Origin of the sequence: Pseudomonas sp. Irchel 3H9, assembly GCF_900187495.1 — a bacterium.
GTDB classification, from domain to species: Bacteria; Pseudomonadota; Gammaproteobacteria; order Pseudomonadales; family Pseudomonadaceae; genus Aquipseudomonas; species Aquipseudomonas sivasensis.
In genome coordinates this window covers 227,001-251,889 of the sequence record NZ_FYDK01000004.1, presented here as the reverse complement: position 1 = coordinate 251,889, position 24,889 = coordinate 227,001, and the positions used below count along the sequence as shown (strand labels likewise).

Here is a 24,889-nt window from a genome sequence, read left to right as displayed (position 1 = left end):
AGTGTTGGAGCGGCTAATTGTGGTGAACGGGCTTGCCCCGCTCACCACAATTAGCCCCACACACGTTGATCTTCACTGCACTTGGGTTCAGGACTTTTCCAGATTCGCCAGGATGTGCCCGTGCACGCGCATGCACACACTCAAATCCGCTTCATCCACGCCCACGAACAGCTCGTGACGCAACTCAGTGGCGATGGTTTCAATCTGTTCGATCAGCGGCCGCGCGGTGTCACACAGCAGAATGCGCTTGGCGCGGCGGTCTTCAACCACTGCCTGGCGTTGCACCAGGCCCTGGCCTTCGAGACTGTCGAGCAAGCGAGCCAGGGTCGGCCCTTCTACGCCAACGCTTTGCGCCAGCTCACGCTGAGTGGGAGCTTCTTCAAAACGGGCCAAGTGCAGCAGCACCAGCCAGCGCGCCTGGGACAAGCCCAGCCCCGCCAAACGGCGGTCTAGCTCGGCGCGCCAACCTCGGGACATTTGCGCCAGCTGCATGCCAAATCGGTGTTGATCGGTTAACGGCATAAAAAACTCATGGGTTAGACTGAAAATAAAGTGTGGCTAATTATTAGCCAGCTAAGCATGAGCCATGCCACTAGGCAAGAGTTGCTATGAACTGAATCGTTACATTGTCGTAATTGGCACACTAAATTTCGAATTCAGACTGCAAAGCGGCCCGCACGCAGTACAAAACACCCTCTGGAACACGTCCTGTGAACAGTGGCGCAATCTCGGCTACTGGTGGTAGTTCGCCTTCTCCGTCGAGAAATGCATCCTGGATCTCACCGAGCAAATCTTCCGGCAAATCAAGGGCCTGCTCCAGGGACAACTGCTGCTTGCCGATGGATTCAGCAAGCAGGGTGTAGACGTTTTTCTCCGAGCATTGCAGTTGGCCCGCGATCTGGATCGGCGTCATGCCAGCGCGCGCCAGGCTGATCAGCTCGTGCCGAATGTCGGCGATTTCCTTCGGTGCTTCGGCCTGGCCGCCGAGCACTTCGAGGAACGCCTGGCCATAGCGCTCCAGTTTGCGTGCACCGACGCCGCTGACCCGCGCCATCTCGGCCATGGTGGTGGGCTGCTCGCGCAGCATCTCCAGCAAGGTGGAGTCGGGAAAAATAACGTAAGGCGGCACACTGTGTTCCTGTGCCAATTTGCGCCGCAGGGTGCGCAAGGCTTCCCACTGCTCGCGCTCCTCGCCTCGCACGAGCTGGCTGGCCTGGCTGGTGCTGGTCTTGGCGGTGGTTTGCGGTTTGAGGTCGCGACGCAGTTCCAGGCTGACCTCGCCCTTGAGCAGCGGGCGGCAACTGTCATTCAGACGCAGGCCGCCGTAGCCTTCAATGTCGATATCCACCAGGCCGCGCGCGACCATCTGGCGGAACAGCGAACGCCACTCGCCCTCAGCGCGGGCTTTACCGACGCCGTAGACCGAGAGTTTTTCGTGACCGAAGCTGCGGACTTTTTCGTTGTCCTTACCCAGCAACACATCCACCAGATGGCCCACACCGTAACGCTGACCGGTGCGGTAGATGGTCGACAACGCCTGGCGTGCGGGCTCGGTAGCGTCCCAGGTCTGCACGCCATCGATGCAGTTATCACAATGGCCGCAAGGCTCCGGCATGTCTTCGTCGAAATACGCCAGCAAGGTCTGACGGCGGCAGCGAGTCTCTTCACACAACGAGAGCATGGCGTCGAGTTTGTGCTGCTCCAAGCGCTTGTGCCGTTCATCGCCTTCGGAGTTCTGCAACATCTGCTTGAGCATCACCACGTCCTGCAGGCCGTAGACCATCCACGCATCCGCCGGCAAACCATCACGGCCAGCACGCCCGGTCTCCTGGTAGTAAGCCTCAAGGGATTTTGGCAGGTCCATATGGGCGACAAAACGCACGTTGGATTTGTCGATGCCCATGCCGAACGCGATGGTCGCCACCATGATCAGGCCTTCCTCGTTGAGGAAGCGCTTCTGGTGAGCGGAACGCGTTTCATTAGGTAGACCGGCGTGGTACGGCAGCGCCGGGTAGCCTTGCTCGCAGAGGAACGCGGCCACCTCATCGACCTTCTTGCGCGACAGGCAATAGACGATGCCAGCGTCGCTGCGCCGTTCAGAGAGGAACGCGAGCAACTGCTTGCGCGGCTGCTCCTTGGGCACGATGCGGTAGAAAATATTCGGTCGGTCGAAACTCGACAGGAAACGCTCGGCGTTCTGCAGGTGCAGGCGCTCGACGATTTCTTCGCGGGTGCGCTTGTCGGCAGTGGCGGTCAGGGCGATGCGCGGAACGTCCGGGAACAGCTCCGCCAGTTGACCCAACTGCAAATATTCGCGGCGGAAATCGTGCCCCCATTGGGATACACAGTGAGCTTCGTCGATGGCGAACAGGGCAATTTCCAGGCTCTGCAAAAACGCCAGCATGCGCGGCTGCACCAGGCGTTCGGGGGCCAGGTAGAGCATTTTCACTTCACCGCGCTTGATGCGTGCGGCCAGGTCACGCTGCTGCTCGGCACTGAGGGTGGAATTCAAGGCGGCGGCGGCGACACCAAGTTCTTCCAGGGTCGCCACTTGGTCGTCCATCAATGCAATCAACGGCGACACCACCACGGCCAGCCCGTTGCGCAACAATGCAGGCACCTGGAAACACAACGACTTGCCGCCGCCGGTAGGCATCAGTACCAGGGCGTCACCGCCTTTGGCCACGCGCTCAATGATCGCACCCTGGCGGCCACGAAAGCTGTCGTAGCCGAAGATGTCCTTGAGGACGCGTTGAGCCTGATCGAGCATGTATAACTCCAACAAAATAGTGCCGAAATCCCTCTGTACAGGCTGGTCGAAAAAATCCGACCTCACGGAAAATAATCCGTAAGTGGAGTTTTCTCGACCTGGCGCTTGGCCTGTTGGGGCATCACAAAACGCGGCAGTATACCCGAGCACCATCCGGCAAAGGGCGCCGCTGACGAATTGCAGCCCGTCTCTAAAACCGGGCAAATCTGCATGCCGACTGGCTTGGGCGCGCAAGAACGCCTAGAATTCAGCATCGTTTATTCCCAAGGTAGTCCTTCAATGTCCTTCGCTGAGCAACTAACCCGCCTGCAAGCCTTCCTCGACGCCGATGAGCTGCATGACGAGGCGCTGGACTATGTGGCCGCCCACGGCTACCTGACCGCCCTTTCGATCTGCTCCGACGTCGTTCCCGACCGTGAATGGATTGACGCGCTATTCGCTGAAGAGCCTCATTACGCAGACGACGCCCAGCGCGAAGAAATCGAATCCACCCTGCTGGCCCTCAAGGCCCACATCGCTCGCCAACTGGCCTCCGATGAGGAATTCGAACTGCCATGCGAGCTGGACCTGGGCGAAGATCCGGACGACTCCGATCTGCGCGGCTGGTGCATCGGTTTCATGGAAGGCGTGTTCCTGCGTGAAGCTGCCTGGTTCGAAACCGCCGAGGAAGAAGTCAGCGAAATGCTGCTGCCGATCATGGTCGGTTCGGGGCTGTTTGAAGAAGAAGCTGAGTTTTCCGACATCGCCGCCGACGCCAACCTGATGGACGACATGATCGTACAGATCCCGGAAGCCCTGACCGCCCTGTACCTGCTGTGCAACGCCCCTGACGAAAAACCGGCGATCCTCAAGCCTCGTCACCACTGAGTCCCTTGCCCGTGACACCCATGGGCAATCGCTCACTCCTCCTGCGTTACGTGCTGCTTGCCATCGGCTGGTTAAGCGTAGCGCTGGGGGTAATCGGCATTTTCCTACCGGTATTGCCGACCACGCCCTTCCTCCTGCTCGCCGCCGCCTGCTTCGCTCGAAGCTCCCCGCGTTTCTACCAGTGGCTGGTGGAACATCCGCGCCTGGGCCCCTGGATTCGCGATTATCTGGACGGCAATGGCATCCCACTCAAGGGTAAGGTCTACGCCATTGGCTTGATGTGGCTGAGCATCGGCCTCTCGTGCTACTTGGTGCCGCTGCCGTGGGCACGCGGGTTCATGCTGACCAGTGCGGTACTGGTCACGATCTACATCCTGCGCCAGAAAACCCTGCCACCGCGCTAAGTGCCGCCCTGCGACATTAGATCCCACACGACCTTGGTCGACACTGACTAACCTCAGCCATCATGCGAGACTGTCCAACCGGGGCAGGAATACCCGGGTGTTTCTATGCTCGGAGTTACCATGACGCTGTCCAGCGGGCTGATTGCAGCCGTTGCCCTGGCCTATATGGCCATTATGTTTGCCATTGCCTTCTACGGTGACCGCCGTCGCGCGCCATTGCCGCCGCGCGTGCGCGCCTGGGTGTACAGCCTGTCTCTGGCGGTGTATTGCACCAGTTGGACGTTCTTCGGCGCCGTAGGCCAAGCCGCCGAACAGTTGTGGGCGTTTTTACCGATCTACCTGGGACCGGTGCTGTTGCTTGTGTTGGCACCCTGGGTGCTGCAGAAGATGATTCTGATCAGCAAGCAGGAAAACATCACCTCCATCGCAGACTTCATTGCCGCACGCTATGGCAAATCCCAGTCCCTGGCAGTGGTGGTCGCGCTGATCTGCCTGGTGGGCGTGCTGCCCTATATCGCCCTGCAACTCAAAGGCATCGTGCTGGGGGTGAACCTGCTGATCGGCGCGGGCGCCGATACCACCGGCACGCGGGCCCAGGACACGGCACTGATCGTGTCCTTGGTGCTGGCGCTGTTCACCATTGTGTTTGGTACGCGCAACCTCGACGCCACGGAACACCACCGTGGCATGGTGCTGGCGATTGCGTTTGAATCCCTGGTCAAGCTGTTCGCTTTTCTCGCAGTGGGCGCGTTTGTGACCTACGGCCTTTACGACGGTTTCGGCGACCTGTTCAGCCAGGCAATGCTCGCGCCACGCTTGGAGGAATACTGGAAGGAGACCGTCAACTGGCCGTCAATGGTGGTGCAGACTGGCGTAGCGATGATGGCGATCATCTGCTTGCCCCGACAGTTTCATGTGACGGTGGTAGAGAACATCGACCCGCAGGACCTGCGCGTAGCCAAGTGGGTATTCCCCGCCTACCTGATCCTCGCCGCTCTGTTCGTCATCCCCATCGCCCTAGGCGGCAAAATGCTGCTGCCCGGCTCGGTGTTGCCGGACTCCTACGTAATCAGCCTGCCCATGGCCGAAGCCCATCCGGCGTTGGCGGTGCTGGCATTTATCGGCGGCGCCTCAGCGGCCACCGGCATGGTGATTGTGGCGAGCATCGCCCTGTCGACCATGGTCTCCAACGACATGTTGCTGCCGTGGCTGTTGCGCCGTTCCAGCGCAGAGCGCCCGTTCGAGGTGTTCCGCCATTGGATGCTCTCGGTGCGCCGGGTCAGCATTGTGATCATTTTGCTGTTGGCTTACGTGAGTTACCGCTTACTGGGTTCTACGGCAAGCCTGGCAACTATCGGACAGATCGCTTTTGCCGCCGTGACCCAGCTCGCCCCGGCCATGCTTGGCGCGCTGTATTGGAAGCAGGCGAACCGCCGCGGTGTGTTTGCCGGCTTGGCGGCGGGCACATTCCTGTGGTTCTACACATTGGTCCTACCCGTAACGGCGAAAAGCCTGGGCTGGTCCCTCAGCCTTTTCCCTGGGCTGACGTGGATGCATTCCCACCCGTTGGGTTTATCCGTCACGTCGCTGACCCTGGGCACGGTGTTCTCCCTGGCGGGTAACTTCACGCTGTTTGTGTGGGTGTCGATGCTGTCGCGCACGCGGGTGTCGGAGCACTGGCAAGCCGGGCGTTTTATCGGCCAGGAAATCAGCCAGCGCGCCAACGCCCGCTCAATGCTGTCGGTACAGATCAGCGACCTCCTCAGCCTGGCGGCACGTTTTGTTGGTGAAGAACGTGCCCAGCAGAGCTTTATTCGCTTTGCCTACCGCCAGGGCAAAGGCTTCAACCCCAATCAGAATGCCGATAACGACTGGATCGCCCACACCGAACGCCTGTTGGCCGGTGTGCTCGGCGCCTCTTCGACGCGTGCGGTGGTAAAAGCTGCGATTGAAGGGCGGGAAATGCAGCTGGAGGACGTAGTACGCATCGCCGATGAAGCGTCGGAGGTGCTGCAGTTCAACCGCGCGCTGCTGCAAGGTGCCATCGAAAACATTACCCAAGGCATCAGCGTCGTCGACCAGTCGCTCAAGCTCGTGGCCTGGAATCGACGCTACCTGGAACTGTTCAACTACCCCGACGGGCTGATCAGCGTCGGCCGGCCAATCGCCGACATCATCCGCTACAACGCCGAGCGCGGCCTTTGTGGCCCGGGCGAAGCCGAAGTGCATGTGGCGCGACGCCTGCACTGGATGCGCCAGGGCCGCGCGCACACCTCCGAGCGTTTGTTCCCGAATGGACGGGTGATTGAGCTGATTGGCAACCCGATGCCCGGTGGTGGATTTGTCATGAGCTTCACTGACATCACCGCGTTCCGCGAAGCCGAGCAGGCGCTCACCGAAGCGAACGAAGGCCTTGAGCAGCGGGTGACCGAACGTACCCATGAACTGTCGCAGCTCAATGTGGCGCTCACCGACGCCAAAGGCGTGGCCGAATCCGCCAGCCAGTCGAAGACACGCTTTCTCGCAGCCGTCAGTCATGACCTGATGCAACCATTGAACGCCGCCCGCCTGTTCTCAGCCGCCCTCTCCCACCAGAACGACGGCCTGTCCAGCGAAGCCCGGCAACTGGTGCAGCACTTGGACAGTTCGCTGCGCTCCGCCGAAGACCTGATCAGCGACCTGCTGGATATCTCGCGCCTGGAAAACGGCAAAATCAATCCGCAACGCCAGCCCTTTGTGCTCAACGAGCTGTTCGACACTCTGGGCGCGGAATTCAAGGCACTGGCCCAGGAGCAAGGTTTGCGCTTCCGCCTGCGCGGTAGTCGCCTGCGGGTCGACAGCGACATCAAGCTGCTGCGACGAATCCTGCAGAATTTCCTGACCAACGCTTTCCGTTATGCCGACGGCCCGGTGCTGCTTGGCGTACGCCGGCGCAAGGGCGAGTTGTGTCTGGAGGTGTGGGACAGAGGCCCCGGTATTCCGCAGGATAAACAGAAGGTGATCTTCGAAGAGTTCAAGCGCCTGGACAGCCATCAGACCCGCGCCGAGAAAGGCCTGGGCTTGGGCCTCGCGATTGCCGACGGCCTGTGCCGGGTGCTGGGCCATCGTCTGAGCGTGCGCTCGTGGCCGGGCAAAGGCAGCGTGTTCAGCGTGCGCGTGCCACTGGCGCGCAACCAGGCCAGCCCGCAGCCCAAGCCGACAGCGGATAACGGCCAGCCATTGAGCGGCGCGCAAGTGCTGTGCGTGGATAACGAAGAAAGCATCCTGATCGGCATGCGCAGCCTGCTGACGCGCTGGGGGTGCGAAGTGTGGACCGCCACCGACCAGGCGCAGTGCGCGGCGTTGTTAGCCGAAGGGGTGCGGCCGCAACTGGCGCTGGTGGATTACCACTTGGATCATGGAGAAACCGGCACTGAATTGATGGGTTGGCTGCGCGCGCAGTTGGCGGAGCCTATTCCCGGTGTGGTCATCAGTGCCGACGGCCGTCCGGAGATGGTTGCCGAGGTGCATGCGGCTGGCTTGGACTATCTGGCCAAGCCGGTGAAGCCGGCGGCGTTGCGGGCGTTGCTGAGTCGACACTTACCTCTATAAATCGGATGCGCCCCCCACCCTTAGCGCTGCGTTTATTCGGGAAGGTGTGCGACGCCATCTGAATCGGTCATCGCCCGCTCCAGCAAATCCGCCGGCAGGCTTTTGCTCGCGCGAGCACCCAGCAGCCTTAATTGCTCGGTGCGGCTGACCAGATTTCCGCGTCCATCTGTCAGCTTGTTTCGCGCGGCGCTGTAGGCCTTATCCAACTGCTGAAGACGGTTGCCCACTTCGTCCAAGTCTTGGATAAACAGCACAAACTTGTCATACAGCCAACCAGCGCGCTCGGCGATTTCCCGGGCGTTCTGGCTTTGGCGTTCCTGCTTCCAAAGGCTGTCGATCACCCGCAGTGTCGCAAGCAAGGTCGTAGGGCTGACGATCACGATATGGCGGTCGAAGGCCTCTTGAAACAGATTCGGCTCGGCCTGCAACGCAGCGGAAAACGCCGCTTCGATCGGCACGAACAGCAAGACGAAATCCAGGCTGTGCAGGCCTTCCAGGCGCTTATAGTCCTTGCCGGCCAAGCCTTTGACGTGATTGCGCAGCGACAGCACGTGCTGTTTCAGCGCCGCTTGGCCAATCACTTCATCATCAGCCGCAACGTACTGTTGATACGCCGTCAGGCTGACCTTGGAATCCACCACCACCTGCTTGTCGCCAGGCAACATGATCAGCACATCCGGCTGAAAGCGTTCGCCGTCCGGCCCTTTGAGGCTGACCTGGGTCTGGTACTCGCGCCCCTTCTCCAGTCCCGCATGTTCCAGCACGCGCTCAAGGATCAGTTCGCCCCAGTTGCCCTGGGTTTTCTGGCCCTTGAGGGCGCGGGTCAGGTTGGTGGCTTCGTCTGACAGACGCAGGTTCAGTTGCTGTAAGCGCTCAAGCTCCTTGGCCAGGGAAAAACGCTCACGCGCCTCGTTCTGATAGCTCTCTTCCACACGCTTTTCGAAGGACTGTATGCGTTCCTTCAACGGATCGAGCAACTGTCCGAGGCGTTCCTGGCTGGTTTCAGCAAAGCGCTGTTCACGCTCGTCGAAGATCTTGCCGGCCAATTCGGCGAACTGCGCGCGCAGCTCATCTCGCGAGCCTTGCAGGTCAGTCAGACGCTGTTGATGGCTGTCCTGTTGCTCACGCAGTTCGGCGCGCAAGCCGGCCGCCAGGGCGTCGAGGCGCCGTAATTCGGTGTCTTTTGCGCTGCGGTCGAGGTTCCAGGCGTGGGCGGCGTCGCGGGCGTTGTCACGGTCAATCTGCAGCAGTTCGACTTCACGGCGCACAGCGGCGAGGTCGGCCTGCTTGGCGGCGTTGGCCTGGCTCAGGTCGCTGATTTCATCGCGGCTGGCATCCAGTTGGGCGGCGAGGCCTTCCTGGGCCAGTTGCGCAGTGGCCAGGCGCTCTTCAAGCAATTCCCAGCCAGTGGTGCGCGCGGTCAACCGCCGCTGGAGCTGCCAGCACACGGCCAACAACGGCACTGCAGCGCCTGCAAGGCCCAGGGCAATACTGGTCCAGTCAAAAGCCATAGCCATTTCTGCCATCACCGAAAAGGAGCAAGGTTAACCAAGCATAGGGCGGGAAGACAGCTCAGTCTTCGACCTGGCCCAGTTCGCGTTGGGCGCGCAGGTCACCGGCACGGGCGGCCATGCGCAGCAGGTCGTGACCGATACGGCGGTCGCGGGCATTGCCGCATTCACGGCACATCAATTGGCCCAGGCGGCTTTGTGCGGCGACGACGCCTTCACGAGCCGGCTGCTTGAGCAAGCGTCCGGCGAAATGTTTGACGTTGCTGCTGTGTCCCAGGCGCGGGCTGTCGAGCAACCACAGGGCCACTTTCAATGAGAAGCGCTTGGGTGCGGTAACAGTCTGTAGGGTGTCGGTAACAGAAGGTGATACTGAGCGAAACTTCATAAAGCACTGTGGGACAGAACGGAAGGCGCGCCACTCTACTCTTTTTTTCGTACAGGTAAAGCTCAAAAAACCGTGCACGCCCGTGCTAGAGCAAGCGCTTGGGACAATCCACAGAAGCTGTGGATAACTCAGTGGACAACCTACCTTAAACTCGCGCAAAGGCCCATGGAGCGGGGCTCGCAGTCAAACTGACGATTTTTTCACCAATAAAAAAAAGCCAGATTTTTCATTGACTTAAATTTCCATTACAGGCAAATGGCGAGGCTGCGATGCGATGGACAGCCTGGTTACACCTGCCGCAACCAATGTGCACAAGTACCGATCCGATGGTTATATCCCCGGCTTTTTTTGGAGCGACTGCCTTCAAAAACGTTACCGCGAAGCCAATTGGGGACTTTTCAAATCTTTACCGGCTCTCCACACTGCCCGACGGGCAACGCAATGCGGACTAGGTCGATGAAAGGAATTCTGTTATTCGCTGTGCTGTTACTGGCCATCTGCGCCATCTCATTGTGGATTAATGCCGCGCTGCCATCGCCAGATGGCGCGCTGTTCGCCATCGCTATCTTGCTGTCGGCCGCTTTCACGGCCATAAGCCTGTGCATCGAGCTCGGCGAAGGCCGCATCAACGATATGCGCGATGTGATGAAGGTCGTTGAGACCGGCCAATCACTGCGCCTGACCTTAGCCGCCTATGGGCTGGGCTGTTCGATGGCCGCAGCTATCACCGTACTGGTCTACCGCAGCCTGCTGGCTGGCTGATTGAAGTTTTTTGGTAACACACTTCCATTACCTGTTTCATTCCGTTACTATCCGCGGCGTTAGTACCAAGCTGAAAGTCAATTCTGGTCGAACAACTCCCCTGAACAACACGGGATCGACCACCTCGAAGGTTTCCAGGTATCACTTGCGACGACATTGCCTTTGAACAAGCAAAGGGTGTCGCGAAGTTTCCATACTCTGACCGAACCAACCTGCAAATTGATCAGGATCTTCACCCTGGGCCCAGAACCTTTGCCCCTGTTGTGCTGCCTGCCCTCCTAAGTACCTACCTGCCAGCCCAAGCGCGCCTAACTTATTAGCGCTTCAAACTGGCTGCTTTGTTCCAGTCAGGTTCTTCGTTTGATCAATGGTGATCAACGTTACTGGAACGTTTTAACGTTGCACGGCTCTTAATCCGTGTCATTTGTAGGAACACCAATAATATGAACGCTCAAATCCATACTCAGGATGCCATTCGCACCCTCACTAATGCTTTTGCCCCAATGAACTGCCTGATCATGGCCGCTCGCAAAGGCTGCTTCAGCTTCACACTGGTCAACGAACACGGCATCGCTCGTCACAGCGAACGCCTGTACCCCGATCAATACTCCAGCGCAGAACCGCTGCAGGCCGTGATCGAGCGTACCCGTCAGGCACTGGTTGCCTGATCGACCCGAGTCGCTGAAACACAAAAAACCCTGTTTAAAACACAGGGTTTTTTATTGCCTGCGATTCCTGAATTGCGAAGTTTTACTAAGTTCAAATCGATATAAACATTATAACTGGTTGAATAAGATGTTTTAAAAACAGGCCTTTACATCGCGAATATGACACTACACTTCAACTCAAGCGGCGTGATCCGCTTCCGGCGAGCCTGAGATCCGATCCACTGCTGCCAAGCCCCCTCCTTCTCAGGTCTCGTCGACCACTTTCACGGATTGAGGCTTGTATGGGTATCGCTGCCAGTGAATTGTGTCGTTATGTAATCCGGCCGACGCTGATGTACCTCGACCGACAGAGCCCAACGGCAGAGTCTCTGCTCCTGGGTATCGCGGCCAGCCAGTCGGAATTGGGTTCCGCCTTGCACGATCGACGCGGTCACGGCCTGTACAGCATCACCGAACCCCGTCATCGCGCCCTGTGGGACACCTACCTGGCACTCGACCCCGAGCGTGCCAGTCTGGTGCGCGGGCTGGCCAGCCAACACGCCTTTCTCAGCGCCCCACAATTGGAGCTCACCGTAAACCTGCGTTACGCCACCGCCATCGCATGGCTTCTGGTGGAACAACACAGCCCTGCCCTGCCTCCATCCGGTGACGTTTTAGCGATGGCACGTATCTGGAAAGAAATATTTCATCCGCAAGGAAGGCTGCGAGATTTCACCCAAACCTGGCAAACCTGTGTTTCACCCATGAATCACGTGGCCTGCTGACCGGGCAATTTGCAAGATTCGCCAAAAACGCTGAATTTTGGTCGGATTGTCCTACAAAAACGCTCTATCTCCGACATTACAGCCTATAGCGCGATGTTAATTTTATTGGTACTTTCCGCAGCGGTGATCACCACGGAGTTCTAATAATGAAAAAAGTAATGCTCAAGACCACACTTAGCCTCGCCGTTGCCATGGCATCCTCCCAACTGTTCGCAAGCGGCTTTGCACTGAACGAACAAAGCGTGAGCGGGATGGGTACGGGTTTCGCAGGTCGCTCCTCTTCTGCCGATGATGCAAGCACTGTTTACGGTAACCCTGCCGGTATGGCTCGCCTGAATGGCCAGCAGATCACGGGCGGTGTTGCTGCCATTGATGCTTCGTCTAACATCAAGGACACGGGCGGCGCCTCCAGCGGCTCGAACAAAGGTGACATGGTACCGTTCACCGCCGTGCCATTCGGTTTCTACACCAACAAACTTGACGATCAGTGGGCCATCGGCTTCGGTGTGTATGCACCGTTCGGCCTGGTGACCGACTATGAAAACGGCTTCCAGGGCCGTGGTTTCGGCAGCAAGAGTGAAGTGAAGGTCATGACCTTCCAGCCAACTGTCAGCTACGCGTTCAACGATCGTGTGTCGATCGGCTTTGGTCCAACGATCAACCGGATTTCCGGCGTGCTGGAATCGGACAAGACCTTGTCCCCTGCATTCTCCGATACCAATGTCAAAATCAAGGGCGACGATACCGCGCTGGGCTTCAATGTCGGCGTACTGGTACAAGCCACCGATACCACCCGAGTCGGCCTGACCTACCACTCCAAAGTGAAGTACAAGCTTGAGGGTCACACGACCGTCAGCGGCCCGGCAGCGACCCAAGGGTTCCTGCGTAACAACCGCTACGACGCATCGTTGAAAATTGAAACGCCAGAATCCTACGATCTGTCGGTCACTCAAGACCTGACCGATGCCTGGAAACTGTACGGCGGTGCAACCTGGACCCGCTGGAGCCGCCTGAAAGAAATCACTGTTAACAACGAAGGCGTGACCGGTACAAACGGCGGCATCCTGGCCCCGAGCCGAATCAGCAACATTACTGAAGAACAAAACTGGCATGACACCTGGGCGTACGCCGTAGGTACTTCGTACCAGTTGACCAAACAGGTCGTGCTGCGTACCGGCCTGACCTTCGACCAGTCGCCAACCAACAACACCGACCGTTCGCCACGTATTCCTACTGGCGACCGTACGATCTTCAGTGTTGGCTTGGGCTACAAAGTGATGGATAACATGACGGTAGACCTGGCTTATTCCTACCTCAAGGAAGAAGACGTCAAGGTCAATAACACTGCGGCGCCGTCGAGCTATCGCGCCAAGTACGAAAACAGTGCCAACGGTTTCGGCCTGGGCATGACCTACACCTTCTGATTCAGGCAGGTGTAAAAAAGCCCCGCTCTCCTGCAAAGGAGGCGGGGCTTTTCATTGGGCGCGGATCAGGGTTTAGACGCTATCGCCTGCTCCACCGCCTTGATCAGCTCCGGGCTGTCCGGCTTGGTCAGGCTGGAAAAATCGGCAATCACCTTACCCTGGCGATCCACCACGTACTTGTTGAAATTCCACTTCGGCGCGTTGCTCTGCTGTGCCAACACCTTGAACAGATTCACTGCATCAGGGCCCTTGACCTTCTGCGGCTCGGTCATGGTGAAGGTCACGCCGTAGTTCACGTAGCAGACCTTGGCGGTCTCCTCGCCGGTCTTGGCTTCCTGCTTGAAGTCATCGGACGGCACGCCGATCACTTCCAGCCCTTGATCCTTGTAGCGTTGATACAAGGCTTCGAGGCCTTTGAACTGCGGGGCGAATCCGCAAAAGCTCGCGGTGTTGACGATAACCAAAGGCTTGCCGGCAAAGCGCTGGCACAGGTCGATGGATTCCTTCGCGCGCAGTTTGGGCAATTGGCCTTCAAGCAAAGGTGGGCAATCAGCAGCCAACGCCACACCGCCAAAAGCCGCCATCAGCACAGGTACAGCCAGCCAGCGCATCTGCATGTCGAAACGTCCTTTCAAGAGTTCAGGGATCGAACTTAACAGATCGACATACCCAGTTGCATCAATGCCAGCCCGCCGCGCTGCCAGCCCCACCATGCCAGCACCAGCAGGATGAGCCCCGCAATAATCAATAAACCCTGTGCTTTCAGGCTCATGCCGCCTCCATTTGCGCCTGTAGACGCGCCACCGGCCGCTCGCGTACCGGCCAATTGAGGGCGGCTGCGAGCAGGCTCAACACAATGGCACCTTGCCAGATCAAATCGTAGTTGCCGGTTCGATCATAGACCACCCCGCCCAACCAACCGCCGAGGAACGAACCAATCTGATGGAACAAGAACACAATCCCACCGAGCATCGAAAGATTTCGCACGCCAAACAAGGTGGCTACTGTGCCGTTGGTCAGCGGCACCGTAGACAACCACAGCAAGCCCATCGCCATGCCGAACAGGTAGGCGCTGAGTTGGGTCACCGGCGCCCACAGGAACAGCACAATCACCACCGCTCGCAACAGGTACAACCCGGTCAGCAGACGCGGCTTGGACATACGCCCACCCAGCCAACCGGCGGTGTAGGTACCGACGATATTGAACAGGCCAATCAATGCCAGCACGGTGGTGCCTGTGGTGGCCGGCAAGTGCTGATCCACCAGATAGGCCGGCAGGTGCACACCGATAAACACCACCTGGAAACCACAGACGAAAAAGCCAAAGGCCAGCAGCCAGAATCCGGAGTGTCCGCAGGCTTCGTGCAATGCCTCGCGCAAGGTCTGCTGCCCGGCCAGTACCGGCAGCGGCCGATCCTTGAGCATGCTGACCAGCGGCAAGATCAACGCTACCATCAGGCCCAACGCAAGCAGTGCTGCGGACCAGCCCAGCCAACTGATCAAGCCTAAGGTGCCGGGCACCATAGCGAACTGGCCGAATGAACCTGCGGCGCTGGCAATACCCATGGCCATGCTGCGTTTTTCCGGCGCCACGGCACGGCCGACGACCCCAAGAATCACCGAAAACGAGGTTCCAGAGAGGCCGATACCAATCAGCAGACCGGCACTCAGCGAAAGCGACCACGCGGAATCGGACAGGCCCATCAACACGAGGCCCACGGCGTACAGCACTCCACCTACAAATACCACTTTGGTCGCGCCGAATCGGTCGGCCACCGCCCCCGCAAATGGCTGCGCCAGGCCCCAGATCAGATTCTGCAGCGCAATCGCCAAGGCGAACGTGCCTCGACCCCAGCCGAATTCACTGCTCATTGGCGCAAGGAACAGGCCGAAACCGTGCCGCACCCCCAATGACAACGCCAGGATCAGCGCACTCCCCACTAGGATCCAACCACTGGTGCGCCACATCGAGGTCATTTCTTATTCTCCGCTCGCGGGTATATACCCGCTTATGTTCGAACAAGCTCGCCTTCAGGCGAGCTCATCCAGCAAGGCCAACAAGGTTTCGCGTTTATCCGCGCCGAGTTGATCGATCAATTTCTGTTGCGCTGCTTCCCAGGCTGGCAAGGCCGCAGCCAGCCGTTCTGCACCGGCCTCGGTCAGCAGCACCAGGCGATTTCGCAGGTCATTGCCCTCGACCAACTGGACCAATCCTTCGCACTCCAACACCCGGAGATTGCGCCCCAAGGTGCTGCGGTCCAGCCCCATGGCGTCCGCTAGGCTGGAAATGCTCGGCTGATCAAGGCGCTGCAGGTTACACAGCAAAGAATACTGGGCAACGTTGATCCCGAAGCCGTCGAGGGCGCCATCATAGTGCCTGCTGACGCCACGGGCGGCGCGTCGCAGGTTGGTGCATAAACATTGGGAGGCAAGCATGGAACGTGTATATACCCGCGATTATTGAAATGCAAGAAAGTGTTACAGCGCCAGACCGACCAATACAGCGACTTCCAGCAGCTCCAACAAGGCCCCAGCGGTGTCGCCGGTGGTGCCGCCGAGGCGATTGACCATCAACTGGCGCAGCCCAATGAAGCAGATCGCCGCGAGCAGCACCGCGACCCCACCACTGAATCCCCCGATAAGAATGCAGGCCAGACCACTGAGGATTAGCACCTGTTGGCCGACCAGCCGAGGTAAATGATCCGACAATGCCTGACCCAATCCGCCTGCACGCACATAACGAGTGGTCAGAAACAACGCCAGCATCGAGGCCCGCCCGATCAGCGGTGCCAAAATGAGCGCAGCGCCGTTGTGTTGCTCAATCAAGGCCACCAGTGCAGTGAACTTGAGCAGCAACACCAAGCCCAGGGTGACTACCGCAATCGGTCCACTGCGGGGGTCTTTCATGATGGTCAGGGTGCGCTCACGGTCGCCAAAACCACCGAGCCAGGCGTCCGCGCTATCCGCCAGGCCATCCAAGTGCAACCCGCCACTGAGCAGCACCCAGGCCGTCAGCAGCAGCGCGGCATGCAGCAACAATGGCGCCCCCATCAGCGCCGTATTCAAACCCCACAACAGCAACCCGAACAGCAGCCCGACTACCGGATAAAACAGCAACGAGCGCCCCAACTCCTGCGGCTGCGGCATGCCCGGCAAGCGAATCGGCAGGCTGCTGAGAAATTGCAGGGCGATCCAGAACGGCAGCATCGTCAGATTCCTTCCTTCAACACGCCATCGGCAGCGACCTGCAAGCTGAACAGCCCACCATGGCCGACTTCGACATTCAGCAACTGCTCGCGGGGCAAGCCTCGGGCCTGGGCCAATAGCAAACGCATCACCCCGCCATGACTGACTAACAGCACGCGCTCACCAGCATAGGCCTGATGCAAGCGTGAGACGGCGCTCAAAACACGTTCGGAAAATTCCCTGACCGGCTCACCCTCAGGTGGCGTGAAGCTATAGGGATCGGCCCAGAACAGGCCCAAGCCTTCGGCGTCGGTTTCCATCAACGCCGCCGCGCTCTGTCCTTCCCAAGCGCCGAAGTGCAGCTCTTGCAGGTCCTTTTCCAAGCTCACCGGCACCTTCAGCCGCGCCGCCAACTCATCAGCGAAGCGCGCGCAGCGTTGCAGCGGCGAGCTGATGAGCCGGTCCCAAGGCCCCTGCGCTATGACGGCGGCGCGCATCTGCTCCCAGCCTTTGGCGGTCAAGGCGTCATCCAGGCTGCCACGGAGGCCGCCGCCCAGCTCGGTTTCGCCGTGGCGCAGCAGGTCCAGGTGCAAAATCATGCCGGACGGTCTGCCACGGCCGCTTCAGCAAAGGTCGCCATCTGCCCGTGCAGCGCACACGCCAGGCGCAACAACGGTACCGCCAACGCGGCACCGCTGCCTTCGCCCAGCCGCAAACCGAGTTCGAGCAAGGGTTGTGCATCAAGGCTTTGCAGCACATGACGATGACCCGGCTCAGCGCCCCGATGGCCGAACAACAGCCAATCGCGGCAGTCCGGATTCAGACGCGTGGCCACCAGTGCGGCGACCGTGCAGATAAACCCATCCACCAGCACCACCACGCCTTCTTGGGCGCACGCCAGATAAGCTCCCACCAACGCAGCAATCTCAAAGCCGCCCAGGTTGAACAGCGTGTGCAGTGCGTCACCACGCTGCCCGGCATGCAAAGCCAATGCGCGTTCGATCACGGCAACCTTGTGGCTCACCCCTTCAGCGTTCAACCCTGTACCCGGGCCCGTCAGATCGCTGACGCGGCAATCGAGCAACGCGCACGCCAACGCACTGGCAGCGGTGGTGTTGCCGATGCCCATTTCGCCGCCGATAAACAACTGCGCACCGCTTTCACGGGCACGCAGCACGCTATCGCGACCCGCTTGCAATGCCAATTGCCCCTGAGCCACGGTCATTGCCGGGCCCTTGACGAAGTTGGCGGTGCCCGCACCGATATTCAGGTGACGCACGCCCGGCAGGCTCAGCGACGGGTTCACCGTACCGAGGTCGACCACCTCCAACTGCCCATCCAATTGCCGCGCCAATACACTGATGGCCGCACCACCGGTGACAAAGTTATGCAGCATCTGCCCGGTCACTTCCTGGGGATACGCCGACACACCTTCGGCAACCACGCCGTGATCCCCGGCAAAAATCGCAATCCACACGTGATCAACCGACGGTTTGACCTGGCCCTGCAAGCCAGCCAATTGCACGGCCAGCGCTTCCAACTGACCGAGGGAACCGGCCGGCTTGGTCAATTGCTGCTGGCGCGCCAAGGCCTGTTCGTACGCCGAGGCGTCAATCGCCTTACAAGGGTTGAGCCACCAGGTGTCAGTCATAACGCAATACCTTTCAAAGTCAGGGGCAGGCCGGCAACCGTCAGGACAACACGCTGACACCGCTCGGCCAAAGCTTGATGCAGCCAACCGGCTTCATCCACATAGCGGCGAGTCAATTCGCCCAGCGGCACGACACCCATTCCGGTCTCGTTGCTGACAAAAATGATTTCCCCCGGCAGCGTGGCCAGAGTTTCCAGCAATTGATCGCGCTCAAACACCAAGCGCTCTGCGTCTTCGAGCATCAGCAGATTGGTCAGCCACAGGGTCAGGCAATCCACCAGCAAGCAGCGACCGGGTGCGGCGTTTTCGCGTAGCACACGCGCCAGCTCGACAGGCTCTTCGATCAAACCCCAATGATCAGGGCGACGCTCGCGATGCGAGGCAACGCGGGCATTCATCTCGCCGTCAAGCGGCTGACTGGTGGCGATATAGATGACGGGCAAAGCGCTGTCGCTGGCGAGCTTTTCGGCCAGGCGGCTTTTACCGGAACGAGCGCCGCCTAAAATCAGTTGAAGCATGAGACACCCCCTACCCATTCACCCATCCACGATGCGAAGCGAGTCGTTTTTGATCCTGCTTTTGATCTGATGTCGCCCTGTAAACCACGCTGGCCGAACGCAAGAATGGATATGTACACCGAAAGCCCCCTCCCACCTTTGAACCGTGTGTACACCATTAAATCCCACACAGTTTGCGCAACAAATCGGTGTCCAAATGGTTCTCCACCAGATCGGCCAGGCGTTCGATATCGCGCTCGCGCAGGGCGTGGTAGTCCACCTCCTGCACATCCTGCAACCCTGCCCAACGCAGCAACGCACTGCAGGCCGCCGGGGTCTCGAACAAGCCATGCAGATACGTGCCGAGAATCTGCCCGTCAGCACTTTGCGCGCCGTCACTGCGACCGTCCTCCAGCAGCACGGCGGCGTTCGACAGAGCAGCGCCACACGTCACACCCGCATGAATCTCGTACCCGCTGACCTCAGCATCCTCCAGCAACAACCGCCCCCGCACATTGCGCAGTTGCTTCTCTTCTTCCAAAGTCGTGCTGAACGCCAACAACCCCAACCCGTCACTGGAACCCGCCGCTCCTTCCAGCCCTAATGGGTCATGCACCTGCTCGCCCAGCATCTGCAACCCGCCGCAAATCCCCAGCACCTTGCCGCCATACCGCAAATGCCGCGCTACGGCGGTATCCCAGCCATTGGCACGCAGATACGCCAAATCACTGCGCACGCTTTTCGAGCCCGGCAGGATGATCAGGTCGGCGGCAGGAATCGACTGGCCCGGACCGACAAACTGCAAATCCACCTGAGGATGCAGGCGCAGTGGGTCAAAATCCGTGTGATTGCTGATGCGCGGCAATACCGGCACCACCACCTTGAGCACCTGCGCCGCCTTGTCGATCTGACGCTGGTCGATGCCGTCTTCAGCCTCCAAGTGCAAATCCATCACGTAGGGCAAAACCCCCACCACCGGTTTGCCAGTGCGTGCTTGCAGCCAATCCAAACCGGGTTGCAACAGCGCGATATCGCCGCGAAAACGGTTGATGACGAAGCCCTTGACCCGCTCTTGTTCGGTGGGCGAAAGCAATTCCAAGGTGCCGACCAGATGGGCAAACACACCGCCGCGATTGATGTCGGCGATCAGCAGCACTGGGCAGTCAACGGCTTCGGCGAAGCCCATGTTGGCAATGTCATTGGCGCGCAGGTTGATCTCCGCCGGGGAGCCTGCGCCTTCCACCATTACTACCGGATAGGCTTCGCTCAACCGTGCGTGGGAGGCCAGCACTGCCTGCATGGCGATGGCTTTGTAGTCGTGATAGGCCACGGCGTTCATGGTGGTCACGGCGCGGCCGTGGATGATCACTTGGGAACCGGTGTCGCTGTTGGGTTTGAGCAGCACCGGGTTCATGTCAGTGTGGGGCGCCAGATTAGCTGCCTGGGCCTGCACCGCCTGGGCGCGGCCGATCTCGCCGCCTTCGGCCGTCACGGCACTGTTGAGCGCCATGTTCTGCGGCTTGAACGGCACCACTGCGACGCCTTGGCGTACCAGCCAGCGGCACAGCGCGGTCACCAGCGTACTTTTGCCGGCGTCGGACGTGGTGCCTTGCACCATCAGCGTACTCATGAAGCATCCTTATAGGCGGCCAGTGCGGCGTCGAGTCGCAACCAATCGGCCTCGGTGTCGGGCAGGCCGAAGCGCAGGCTGCTGTCGTGGACGAACAGGCGCAAGAGGATGCCGCGCTGGGCCATGAATTCGTGCATGCGTTCGGCGTGCGGGGTGATCAGCCATTGGAACAACGCGCAGCCGCCCTGAGGCTGAAATCCGTGGCGCTCAAGCAGCGTGAACAATCGCTCGCCTGCCTCGACGCAACGCGCCCGCTGACGGGTATGCCCGGCAGTGTCGCGCAGGCACACTTGCCCCAACACGCGTGTCGGTCCGCTGACGGCCCAAGGCCCGACCTGTTCAGCGAGCAACTTGAGCAACTTGCGTTCGGCCAGCACAAACCCCAGACGCACGCCGGCCAGGCCGAAGAACTTGCCGAACGAGCGCAACACAATCAGACCGACCTGATGAGCCTGGCCTGCCAAACTCAACTCCGGCGTCACGTCCATAAACGCTTCGTCCACCACCAGCCAGCCGCCGCGCTGGGCCAGCCGTGTGTGCCAGTCCAGCAGGCGTTGGGGAGTCAGGCTCTGGCCTGTAGGATTGTTGGGATTGACCACCACCAAAACGTCGAGGCTATCGAGGAAGAAGTCGACTTCCTGTTCCTGCACCTCGCGCACTACATACCCGGCGCGGCGCCAGGCTTCGGCATGCTCGGCATAGCAAGGCGACAGCACGCCGACTTTGCCGGATCGGCGCAGGCGCGGCAGCAACTGGATCGCCGCCTGGGAACCGGGCACCGGCAATAAATGCGCGGCCCCGTAGTACTCGCTGGCAGCCTGTTCCAAGCCGTCGTCGGTCTCTGGCAATCGTGCCCAGGCACGCTGCGGGATCGGCGGGATCGGCCAGGGCCAAGGCGCGAGACCGCTGGACAGGTCAAGCCAGTCGGCCTCGGCAATCCCGTATTGAATGGATGCTTTACGCAGTCGGCCACCGTGTTCAAGCATAGAATTGCGCCCCCACACATAGGATCAGCAGCCACAACCATACGCCGCGCTGCACCAGTTGCCAGCCTCGGTCGATGGAGTCGGCATCCGCCGCCGGGCCTTCGCCCAATGGCGGACGCTGGTGCACTTCGCCGTGATAAATCGCAGCACCACCCAATTCAACACCCAAGGCGCCTGCGCCGGCAGCCATCACCGGCCCGGCGTTGGGGCTGTCCCAGGTCGGGCCCTGGGTGCGCCAGCATTTGAGGGCCAGGCGGGTTTTGCCGAGCACGGCGTAGGTCAAGGCCACCAGGCGGGCCGGAATGTAGTTGAGCACGTCGTCGATTTTCGCTGCGGCCCAGCCGAAGCGCTCGAAGCGTTCGTTGCGATAGCCCCACATGGCATCAAGGGTGTTGCTCAATCGGTAGAGCACCACGCCCGGTACGCCAGCGACCACGAACCAGAACAGCGCGGCGAATATCGCATCGCTGCCGTTTTCCAATACTGATTCGGTGGCGGCGCGGGCGACTTCGGTGCGATCCAGCTCGCTGGTCTGGCGGCTCACCAGGTAACTCACCCGCGTGCGGGCTTCATCCAGGTCATCGCTGCGCAACGCCTGGGCCACCGGCATCACATGCTCGCCGAGGCTGCGCATACCGAGGGCGCAGTACAACGCCAAAATCTCCAACACCCAGCCGATATACGGCGCCCACGACAACGCGGTGGCCAGCAGCGTCAGCGGCACCACGGCGATAAACCACGCCGTCACGCCGTGACTGCGCCAGCCACGGCCGCCACTGTTGAAACGTTGCTCGATGCGCCCGGCAAAATTGCCGAACGCCACCAGCGGATGCCAGCGCCTGGGCTCGCCCAGTAGCGCATCCAACGCCACTGCAGCGACACACAGCAAGGCCACACTCATTGACTTACTCCCCACGTATTCTCATACAACATGTCACTCAGCGGACGCGGTTCGGTCCAGCCTTCGAGCTGCAACATCGGTGCCGGATAGAACTCGGCGACCGGCCCCAGGCACAACACAGCCAGAGGTTTCGCGCCGGGCGGCAGGCCCAGCAAATCGGCCAGGGCCTGGGGCTCGAACAACGAGACCCAGCCCATGCCCAGGCCTTCCACGCGAGCGGCCAGCCACAGATTCTGGATCGCGCAGGACAGCGAGGCCATGTCCATCTCCGGCAAGGTGCGCCGACCGAAAATATGGCGCTCGCGATCATCCATCAATGCCGCCACCAGCACTTCGGCACAGTCGTTGATGCCTTCGACCTTGAGCCTCATGAACTCATCGGTGCGCTCGCCAAGGGCCTCGGCTGTGCGCACGCGCTCTTCTTCCACCAGTTGCTGGATCTGCCCGCGCAGGTGGCGGTCGCTGATGCGGATAAAACGCCAGGGCTGCATGAGGCCGACACTCGGCGCCTGATGCGCGGCCTGAAGCAGGCGGTGGAGCAATTCAGGGGCGACAGTGCCACCGCTGAAGTGGCGCATGTCGCGGCGTTCGGCAATGGCGCGGTAGACGGCATCGCGGTCGGCCTGGGGGAAGGCGTTGTCAGTCATGGCGCTATCGTGGGTAAAAACAATGCGGCCACAGCAGCCGGATTCGACGGAAAGTAGAAGTGCACGTAAGAGGCCGTCATCCGCCCCTGTCGGTAGACCGCTTCGGCCCCGCGCCCACCATTGGGGCTCAGACCACGGGCAATCGGTTGCCATTCGGTGCTGGTCAGGGAGTGGTGATAGGTATGGCCGCGCAGCACGCCTTCCGGCAATTCGACGCTTTGCAGCGCCAGGGCCGCCAGTTTCTTTTGCATCACTGCATCACCCTGCAACAGGCCGAGCAGTTCGGCGCGGTTGCCGTTGACGTCGGTGAGGGAGTTCAGCAGGTAGAGCATGCCGCCACACTCAGCGAGCAACGGCTTACCCGCCGCATGGTGAGCACGGATGGCGTCGAGCATCGGAGTATTTTCCGACAACGCCTGGTGGTGCAGTTCCGGGTAGCCGCCAGGCAGATACAGACTGTCGGCGTCAGGTAATTCGCGATCGTGGATCGGGGAGAAAAATGTCAGCTCAGCGCCCATCGCCCGCAACAGGTCAAGACTGGCGCCGTAGGTGAAGGCGAAGGCTTCGTCGCGGGCCACGGCAATGCGGACACCGGCCAACAACGGCTCAGCTTCGATCACTTCAGGCGCGGCGAAGGTCACGGGCGGCGGTAAAGCGACTTCGCAACTGCTGCCCAAGGCTTGGGCGGCGGCGTCCAGGCGTGCATCGAGGTCATTCAGTTCGCTGGCTTGAACCAGGCCCAGATGACGGCTCGGCAGCTCGATTCCCGTCTCGCGGGACAGCGCGCCGTACCAGCGCAGGCCTTCAGTGAGGCTACCTTCGAGCAATTGCGCATGACGCAACGTGCCGACGCGGTTGGCCAACACGCCCGCGAACGGTAGATCCGGCTGGTAGCGCGCAAGGCCCAGCGCCAGAGCACCAAAGGTTTGGGCCATGGCGGTGCCATCAATCACGCCCAGCACCGGCACGCCGAAATGCCGCGCCAGGTCGGCACTGGAGGGCGTGCCGTCGAACAGACCCATCACGCCTTCGATCAGGATCAGGTCAGCCTCCCCCGCCGCTTCCCACAGCAGGCGGCGACTTTCCTGCTCGCCCACCATCCACATATCCAATTGATACACCGGCGCACCGCTGGCGCGTTCGTGGATCATCGGGTCCAGAAAGTCCGGACCGCATTTGAACACGCGCACCCTACGTCCCAGATTGCGGTGCAAACGGGCCAGGGCGGCGGTGACGGTAGTTTTGCCTTGGCCGGACGCCGGTGCGGCGATCAATACGGCCGGGCAATGACGGGGCTGATTCAAAGTTCGACGCCCTTCTGTGCCTTGATACCGGCCTGGAATGCGTGTTTGAGCATGCCCATTTCGGTGACGGTGTCGCCCATCTCGATCAGCTCCGGCTTAGCGCCACGGCCAGTGACCACCACGTGCTGCATCGGCGGGCGGGCTTGCAGGTCGCTGAGCACTTGGTCCAGGTCGAGGTAACCGTGCTTGAGGGCTATGTTCAGCTCGTCCAGCACCACCAGGCCGATGGTTGGGTCTTGCAGCAGTTCGCGGGATACCGCCCAGGCTGCCTCGGCGGCGGCGATATCGCGCTGGCGGTCCTGGGTTTCCCAGGTAAAGCCTTCGCCCATGACGTGGAAACGCACTTGTTCGGGGAAGCGGCGGAAGAACAACTCTTCGCCAGTGCTGTTACGCCCCTTGATGAACTGCACCACACCGCATTGCATCCCATGGCCCATAGCGCGAGCGAGCATCCCAAACGCCGAGCTGCTCTTGCCTTTGCCGTTGCCGGTGAGTACCAGCAGCAAGCCGCATTCGTTAGGGGAGTTGGCGATGCGCTCGTCGATCACGGCTTTTTTGCGCAGCATGCGCGCCAGGTGGCGTTCGTCGCGGTCGGGGGTATCGGTCATGGCAGCTCTCCGTTGGGGCTGGACAAAAACGGCGGGCAGGAAAAAGAAAAAACAGACAGCCAAGCATCGCCCACCGTGATGCTGTTGGATGATCCAGGCCGGTCTCCGGGCTCATGAGTGGCGCGGCTCTTGTAGAGAGCAAGCAGGCCAACGCTGCGCCTTCCCATATCGCACGCGATACAGTGGCAAAAGCAGCGTCTTGACTCATTTACCGTTGCGGGGGCAGCGCCGGAATTGCGGCGGCGCTGTGTACAAGCGCGCTCACTCACCGGCTTCCCTGTTTCACTCTGTCGACCCACGGGTCACAGAGCACCTGGAACAAGCGGCGAAGGT

24 protein-coding genes and 1 riboswitch are annotated in these 24,889 nt (G+C 60.3%); of the genes, 7 read left to right on the top strand and 17 right to left on the bottom strand.

Annotated elements, in window-relative coordinates:
- Window positions 1-87: 87 nt before the first annotated feature.
- Together CKW32_RS16380 and recQ are read right to left on the bottom strand one after the other, a co-directional pair.
- Window positions 88-522 (bottom strand): MarR family transcriptional regulator, encoded by a 435-nt coding sequence (locus CKW32_RS16380; protein WP_032887832.1) that lies wholly within the window; start codon window positions 520-522, stop codon window positions 88-90.
- Between the two features lie 121 nt (window positions 523-643).
- Window positions 644-2,770, bottom strand: a complete 2,127-nt coding sequence (recQ, locus tag CKW32_RS16375; RefSeq protein ID WP_032887830.1) for a DNA helicase RecQ — start codon at window positions 2,768-2,770, stop codon at window positions 644-646.
- A gap of 279 nt (window positions 2,771-3,049) precedes the next feature.
- Here recQ and CKW32_RS16370 point away from each other — a divergent pair, with 279 nt between their 5' ends.
- The 3 genes from CKW32_RS16370 to CKW32_RS16360 all read left to right on the top strand — a co-directional run bounded on the left by CKW32_RS16370 (window position 3,050) and on the right by CKW32_RS16360 (window position 7,632).
- Window positions 3,050-3,637, top strand: coding sequence for a YecA family protein (locus CKW32_RS16370; RefSeq protein ID WP_032887828.1), 588 nt, complete (start codon window positions 3,050-3,052; stop codon window positions 3,635-3,637).
- Window positions 3,638-3,657: 20 nt separating this feature from the next.
- Complete coding sequence (locus CKW32_RS16365) at window positions 3,658-4,041, top strand: YbaN family protein (RefSeq protein ID WP_032887826.1); 384 nt, start codon at window positions 3,658-3,660, stop codon at window positions 4,039-4,041.
- A 120-nt stretch (window positions 4,042-4,161) separates the two neighbouring features.
- Window positions 4,162-7,632 carry a PAS domain-containing hybrid sensor histidine kinase/response regulator gene (locus tag CKW32_RS16360; protein ID WP_032887824.1) on the top strand — a complete coding sequence of 1,157 codons (3,471 nt, stop codon included), beginning with the start codon at window positions 4,162-4,164 and terminating at the stop codon, window positions 7,630-7,632.
- Between the two features lie 32 nt (window positions 7,633-7,664).
- Here CKW32_RS16360 and rmuC read toward each other — a convergent pair whose 3' ends face one another.
- Both rmuC and CKW32_RS16350 read right to left on the bottom strand, forming a co-directional pair.
- Window positions 7,665-9,143, bottom strand: coding sequence for a DNA recombination protein RmuC (gene rmuC, locus CKW32_RS16355; protein WP_095185419.1), 1,479 nt, complete (start codon window positions 9,141-9,143; stop codon window positions 7,665-7,667).
- A 61-nt stretch (window positions 9,144-9,204) separates the two neighbouring features.
- On the bottom strand, window positions 9,205-9,528 hold the full coding sequence (locus tag CKW32_RS16350) for a hypothetical protein (RefSeq protein WP_032887821.1): 324 nt from the start codon (window positions 9,526-9,528) through the stop codon (window positions 9,205-9,207).
- Window positions 9,529-9,984: 456 nt separating this feature from the next.
- On the opposite strand from CKW32_RS16350, the gene CKW32_RS16345 reads away from it, so the two are divergent.
- From CKW32_RS16345 to CKW32_RS16325, 4 genes are all read left to right on the top strand, one after another.
- Complete coding sequence (locus CKW32_RS16345) at window positions 9,985-10,290, top strand: hypothetical protein (protein WP_032887819.1); 306 nt, start codon at window positions 9,985-9,987, stop codon at window positions 10,288-10,290.
- Window positions 10,291-10,733: 443 nt separating this feature from the next.
- A complete protein-coding gene (locus CKW32_RS16335) occupies window positions 10,734-10,958 on the top strand; it encodes a hypothetical protein (RefSeq protein ID WP_003175353.1) in 225 nt (74 codons plus the stop codon).
- A 281-nt stretch (window positions 10,959-11,239) separates the two neighbouring features.
- The gene (locus CKW32_RS16330) at window positions 11,240-11,722 is read left to right on the top strand and encodes a hypothetical protein (protein ID WP_032887818.1); all 483 of its coding nucleotides are present in this window, start codon (window positions 11,240-11,242) and stop codon (window positions 11,720-11,722) included.
- 146 nt (window positions 11,723-11,868) lie between these two features.
- Window positions 11,869-13,146, top strand: coding sequence for an OmpP1/FadL family transporter (locus tag CKW32_RS16325; RefSeq protein ID WP_032887816.1), 1,278 nt, complete (start codon window positions 11,869-11,871; stop codon window positions 13,144-13,146).
- Window positions 13,147-13,211: 65 nt separating this feature from the next.
- Here CKW32_RS16325 and CKW32_RS16320 read toward each other — a convergent pair whose 3' ends face one another.
- From CKW32_RS16320 to cobO, 13 genes are all read right to left on the bottom strand, one after another.
- Entirely contained in the window at window positions 13,212-13,763 is a 552-nt protein-coding gene (locus CKW32_RS16320) for a glutathione peroxidase (RefSeq protein ID WP_095185418.1), read from the bottom strand.
- Between the two features lie 151 nt (window positions 13,764-13,914).
- A complete protein-coding gene (locus CKW32_RS16315) occupies window positions 13,915-15,114 on the bottom strand; it encodes an MFS transporter (RefSeq protein WP_163035004.1) in 1,200 nt (399 codons plus the stop codon).
- Window positions 15,115-15,177: 63 nt separating this feature from the next.
- Window positions 15,178-15,582 carry a MarR family winged helix-turn-helix transcriptional regulator gene (locus tag CKW32_RS16310; protein ID WP_032887810.1) on the bottom strand — a complete coding sequence of 135 codons (405 nt, stop codon included), beginning with the start codon at window positions 15,580-15,582 and terminating at the stop codon, window positions 15,178-15,180.
- A gap of 42 nt (window positions 15,583-15,624) precedes the next feature.
- Window positions 15,625-16,353: an adenosylcobinamide-GDP ribazoletransferase gene (locus tag CKW32_RS16305; RefSeq protein WP_095185416.1), complete on the bottom strand. Its 729-nt coding sequence runs from the start codon at window positions 16,351-16,353 to the stop codon at window positions 15,625-15,627.
- Window positions 16,354-16,355: 2 nt separating this feature from the next.
- Window positions 16,356-16,931, bottom strand: a complete 576-nt coding sequence (gene cobC / locus CKW32_RS16300; RefSeq protein ID WP_032887806.1) for an alpha-ribazole phosphatase family protein — start codon at window positions 16,929-16,931, stop codon at window positions 16,356-16,358.
- A complete protein-coding gene (gene cobT, locus CKW32_RS16295; RefSeq protein ID WP_095185415.1) occupies window positions 16,928-17,983 on the bottom strand; it encodes a nicotinate-nucleotide--dimethylbenzimidazole phosphoribosyltransferase in 1,056 nt (351 codons plus the stop codon). The genes cobC and cobT overlap by 4 nt, the downstream gene beginning before the upstream one ends.
- Window positions 17,980-18,501, bottom strand: coding sequence for a bifunctional adenosylcobinamide kinase/adenosylcobinamide-phosphate guanylyltransferase (gene cobU / locus CKW32_RS16290; protein WP_095185414.1), 522 nt, complete (start codon window positions 18,499-18,501; stop codon window positions 17,980-17,982). The genes cobT and cobU overlap by 4 nt, the downstream gene beginning before the upstream one ends.
- 157 nt (window positions 18,502-18,658) lie before the next feature.
- Window positions 18,659-20,110, bottom strand: coding sequence for a cobyric acid synthase (locus tag CKW32_RS16285; protein ID WP_032887800.1), 1,452 nt, complete (start codon window positions 20,108-20,110; stop codon window positions 18,659-18,661).
- Window positions 20,107-21,096: a threonine-phosphate decarboxylase CobD gene (gene cobD / locus CKW32_RS16280; protein WP_095185413.1), complete on the bottom strand. Its 990-nt coding sequence runs from the start codon at window positions 21,094-21,096 to the stop codon at window positions 20,107-20,109. The genes CKW32_RS16285 and cobD overlap by 4 nt, the downstream gene beginning before the upstream one ends.
- Window positions 21,089-21,997, bottom strand: a complete 909-nt coding sequence (cbiB, locus tag CKW32_RS16275; protein ID WP_032887795.1) for an adenosylcobinamide-phosphate synthase CbiB — start codon at window positions 21,995-21,997, stop codon at window positions 21,089-21,091. Before cbiB ends, cobD begins: the two co-directional genes overlap by 8 nt.
- Window positions 21,994-22,644: a 5,6-dimethylbenzimidazole synthase gene (bluB, locus tag CKW32_RS16270; RefSeq protein ID WP_032887793.1), complete on the bottom strand. Its 651-nt coding sequence runs from the start codon at window positions 22,642-22,644 to the stop codon at window positions 21,994-21,996. The genes cbiB and bluB overlap by 4 nt, the downstream gene beginning before the upstream one ends.
- The gene (locus CKW32_RS16265; RefSeq protein ID WP_095185412.1) at window positions 22,641-23,948 is read right to left on the bottom strand and encodes a cobyrinate a,c-diamide synthase; all 1,308 of its coding nucleotides are present in this window, start codon (window positions 23,946-23,948) and stop codon (window positions 22,641-22,643) included. The genes bluB and CKW32_RS16265 overlap by 4 nt, the downstream gene beginning before the upstream one ends.
- Window positions 23,945-24,556: a cob(I)yrinic acid a,c-diamide adenosyltransferase gene (gene cobO / locus CKW32_RS16260; protein ID WP_027603802.1), complete on the bottom strand. Its 612-nt coding sequence runs from the start codon at window positions 24,554-24,556 to the stop codon at window positions 23,945-23,947. The genes CKW32_RS16265 and cobO overlap by 4 nt, the downstream gene beginning before the upstream one ends.
- A gap of 78 nt (window positions 24,557-24,634) precedes the next feature.
- A riboswitch (cobalamin riboswitch) is annotated at window positions 24,635-24,888 on the bottom strand.
- Between the last annotated feature and the right edge of the window lies 1 nt (window position 24,889).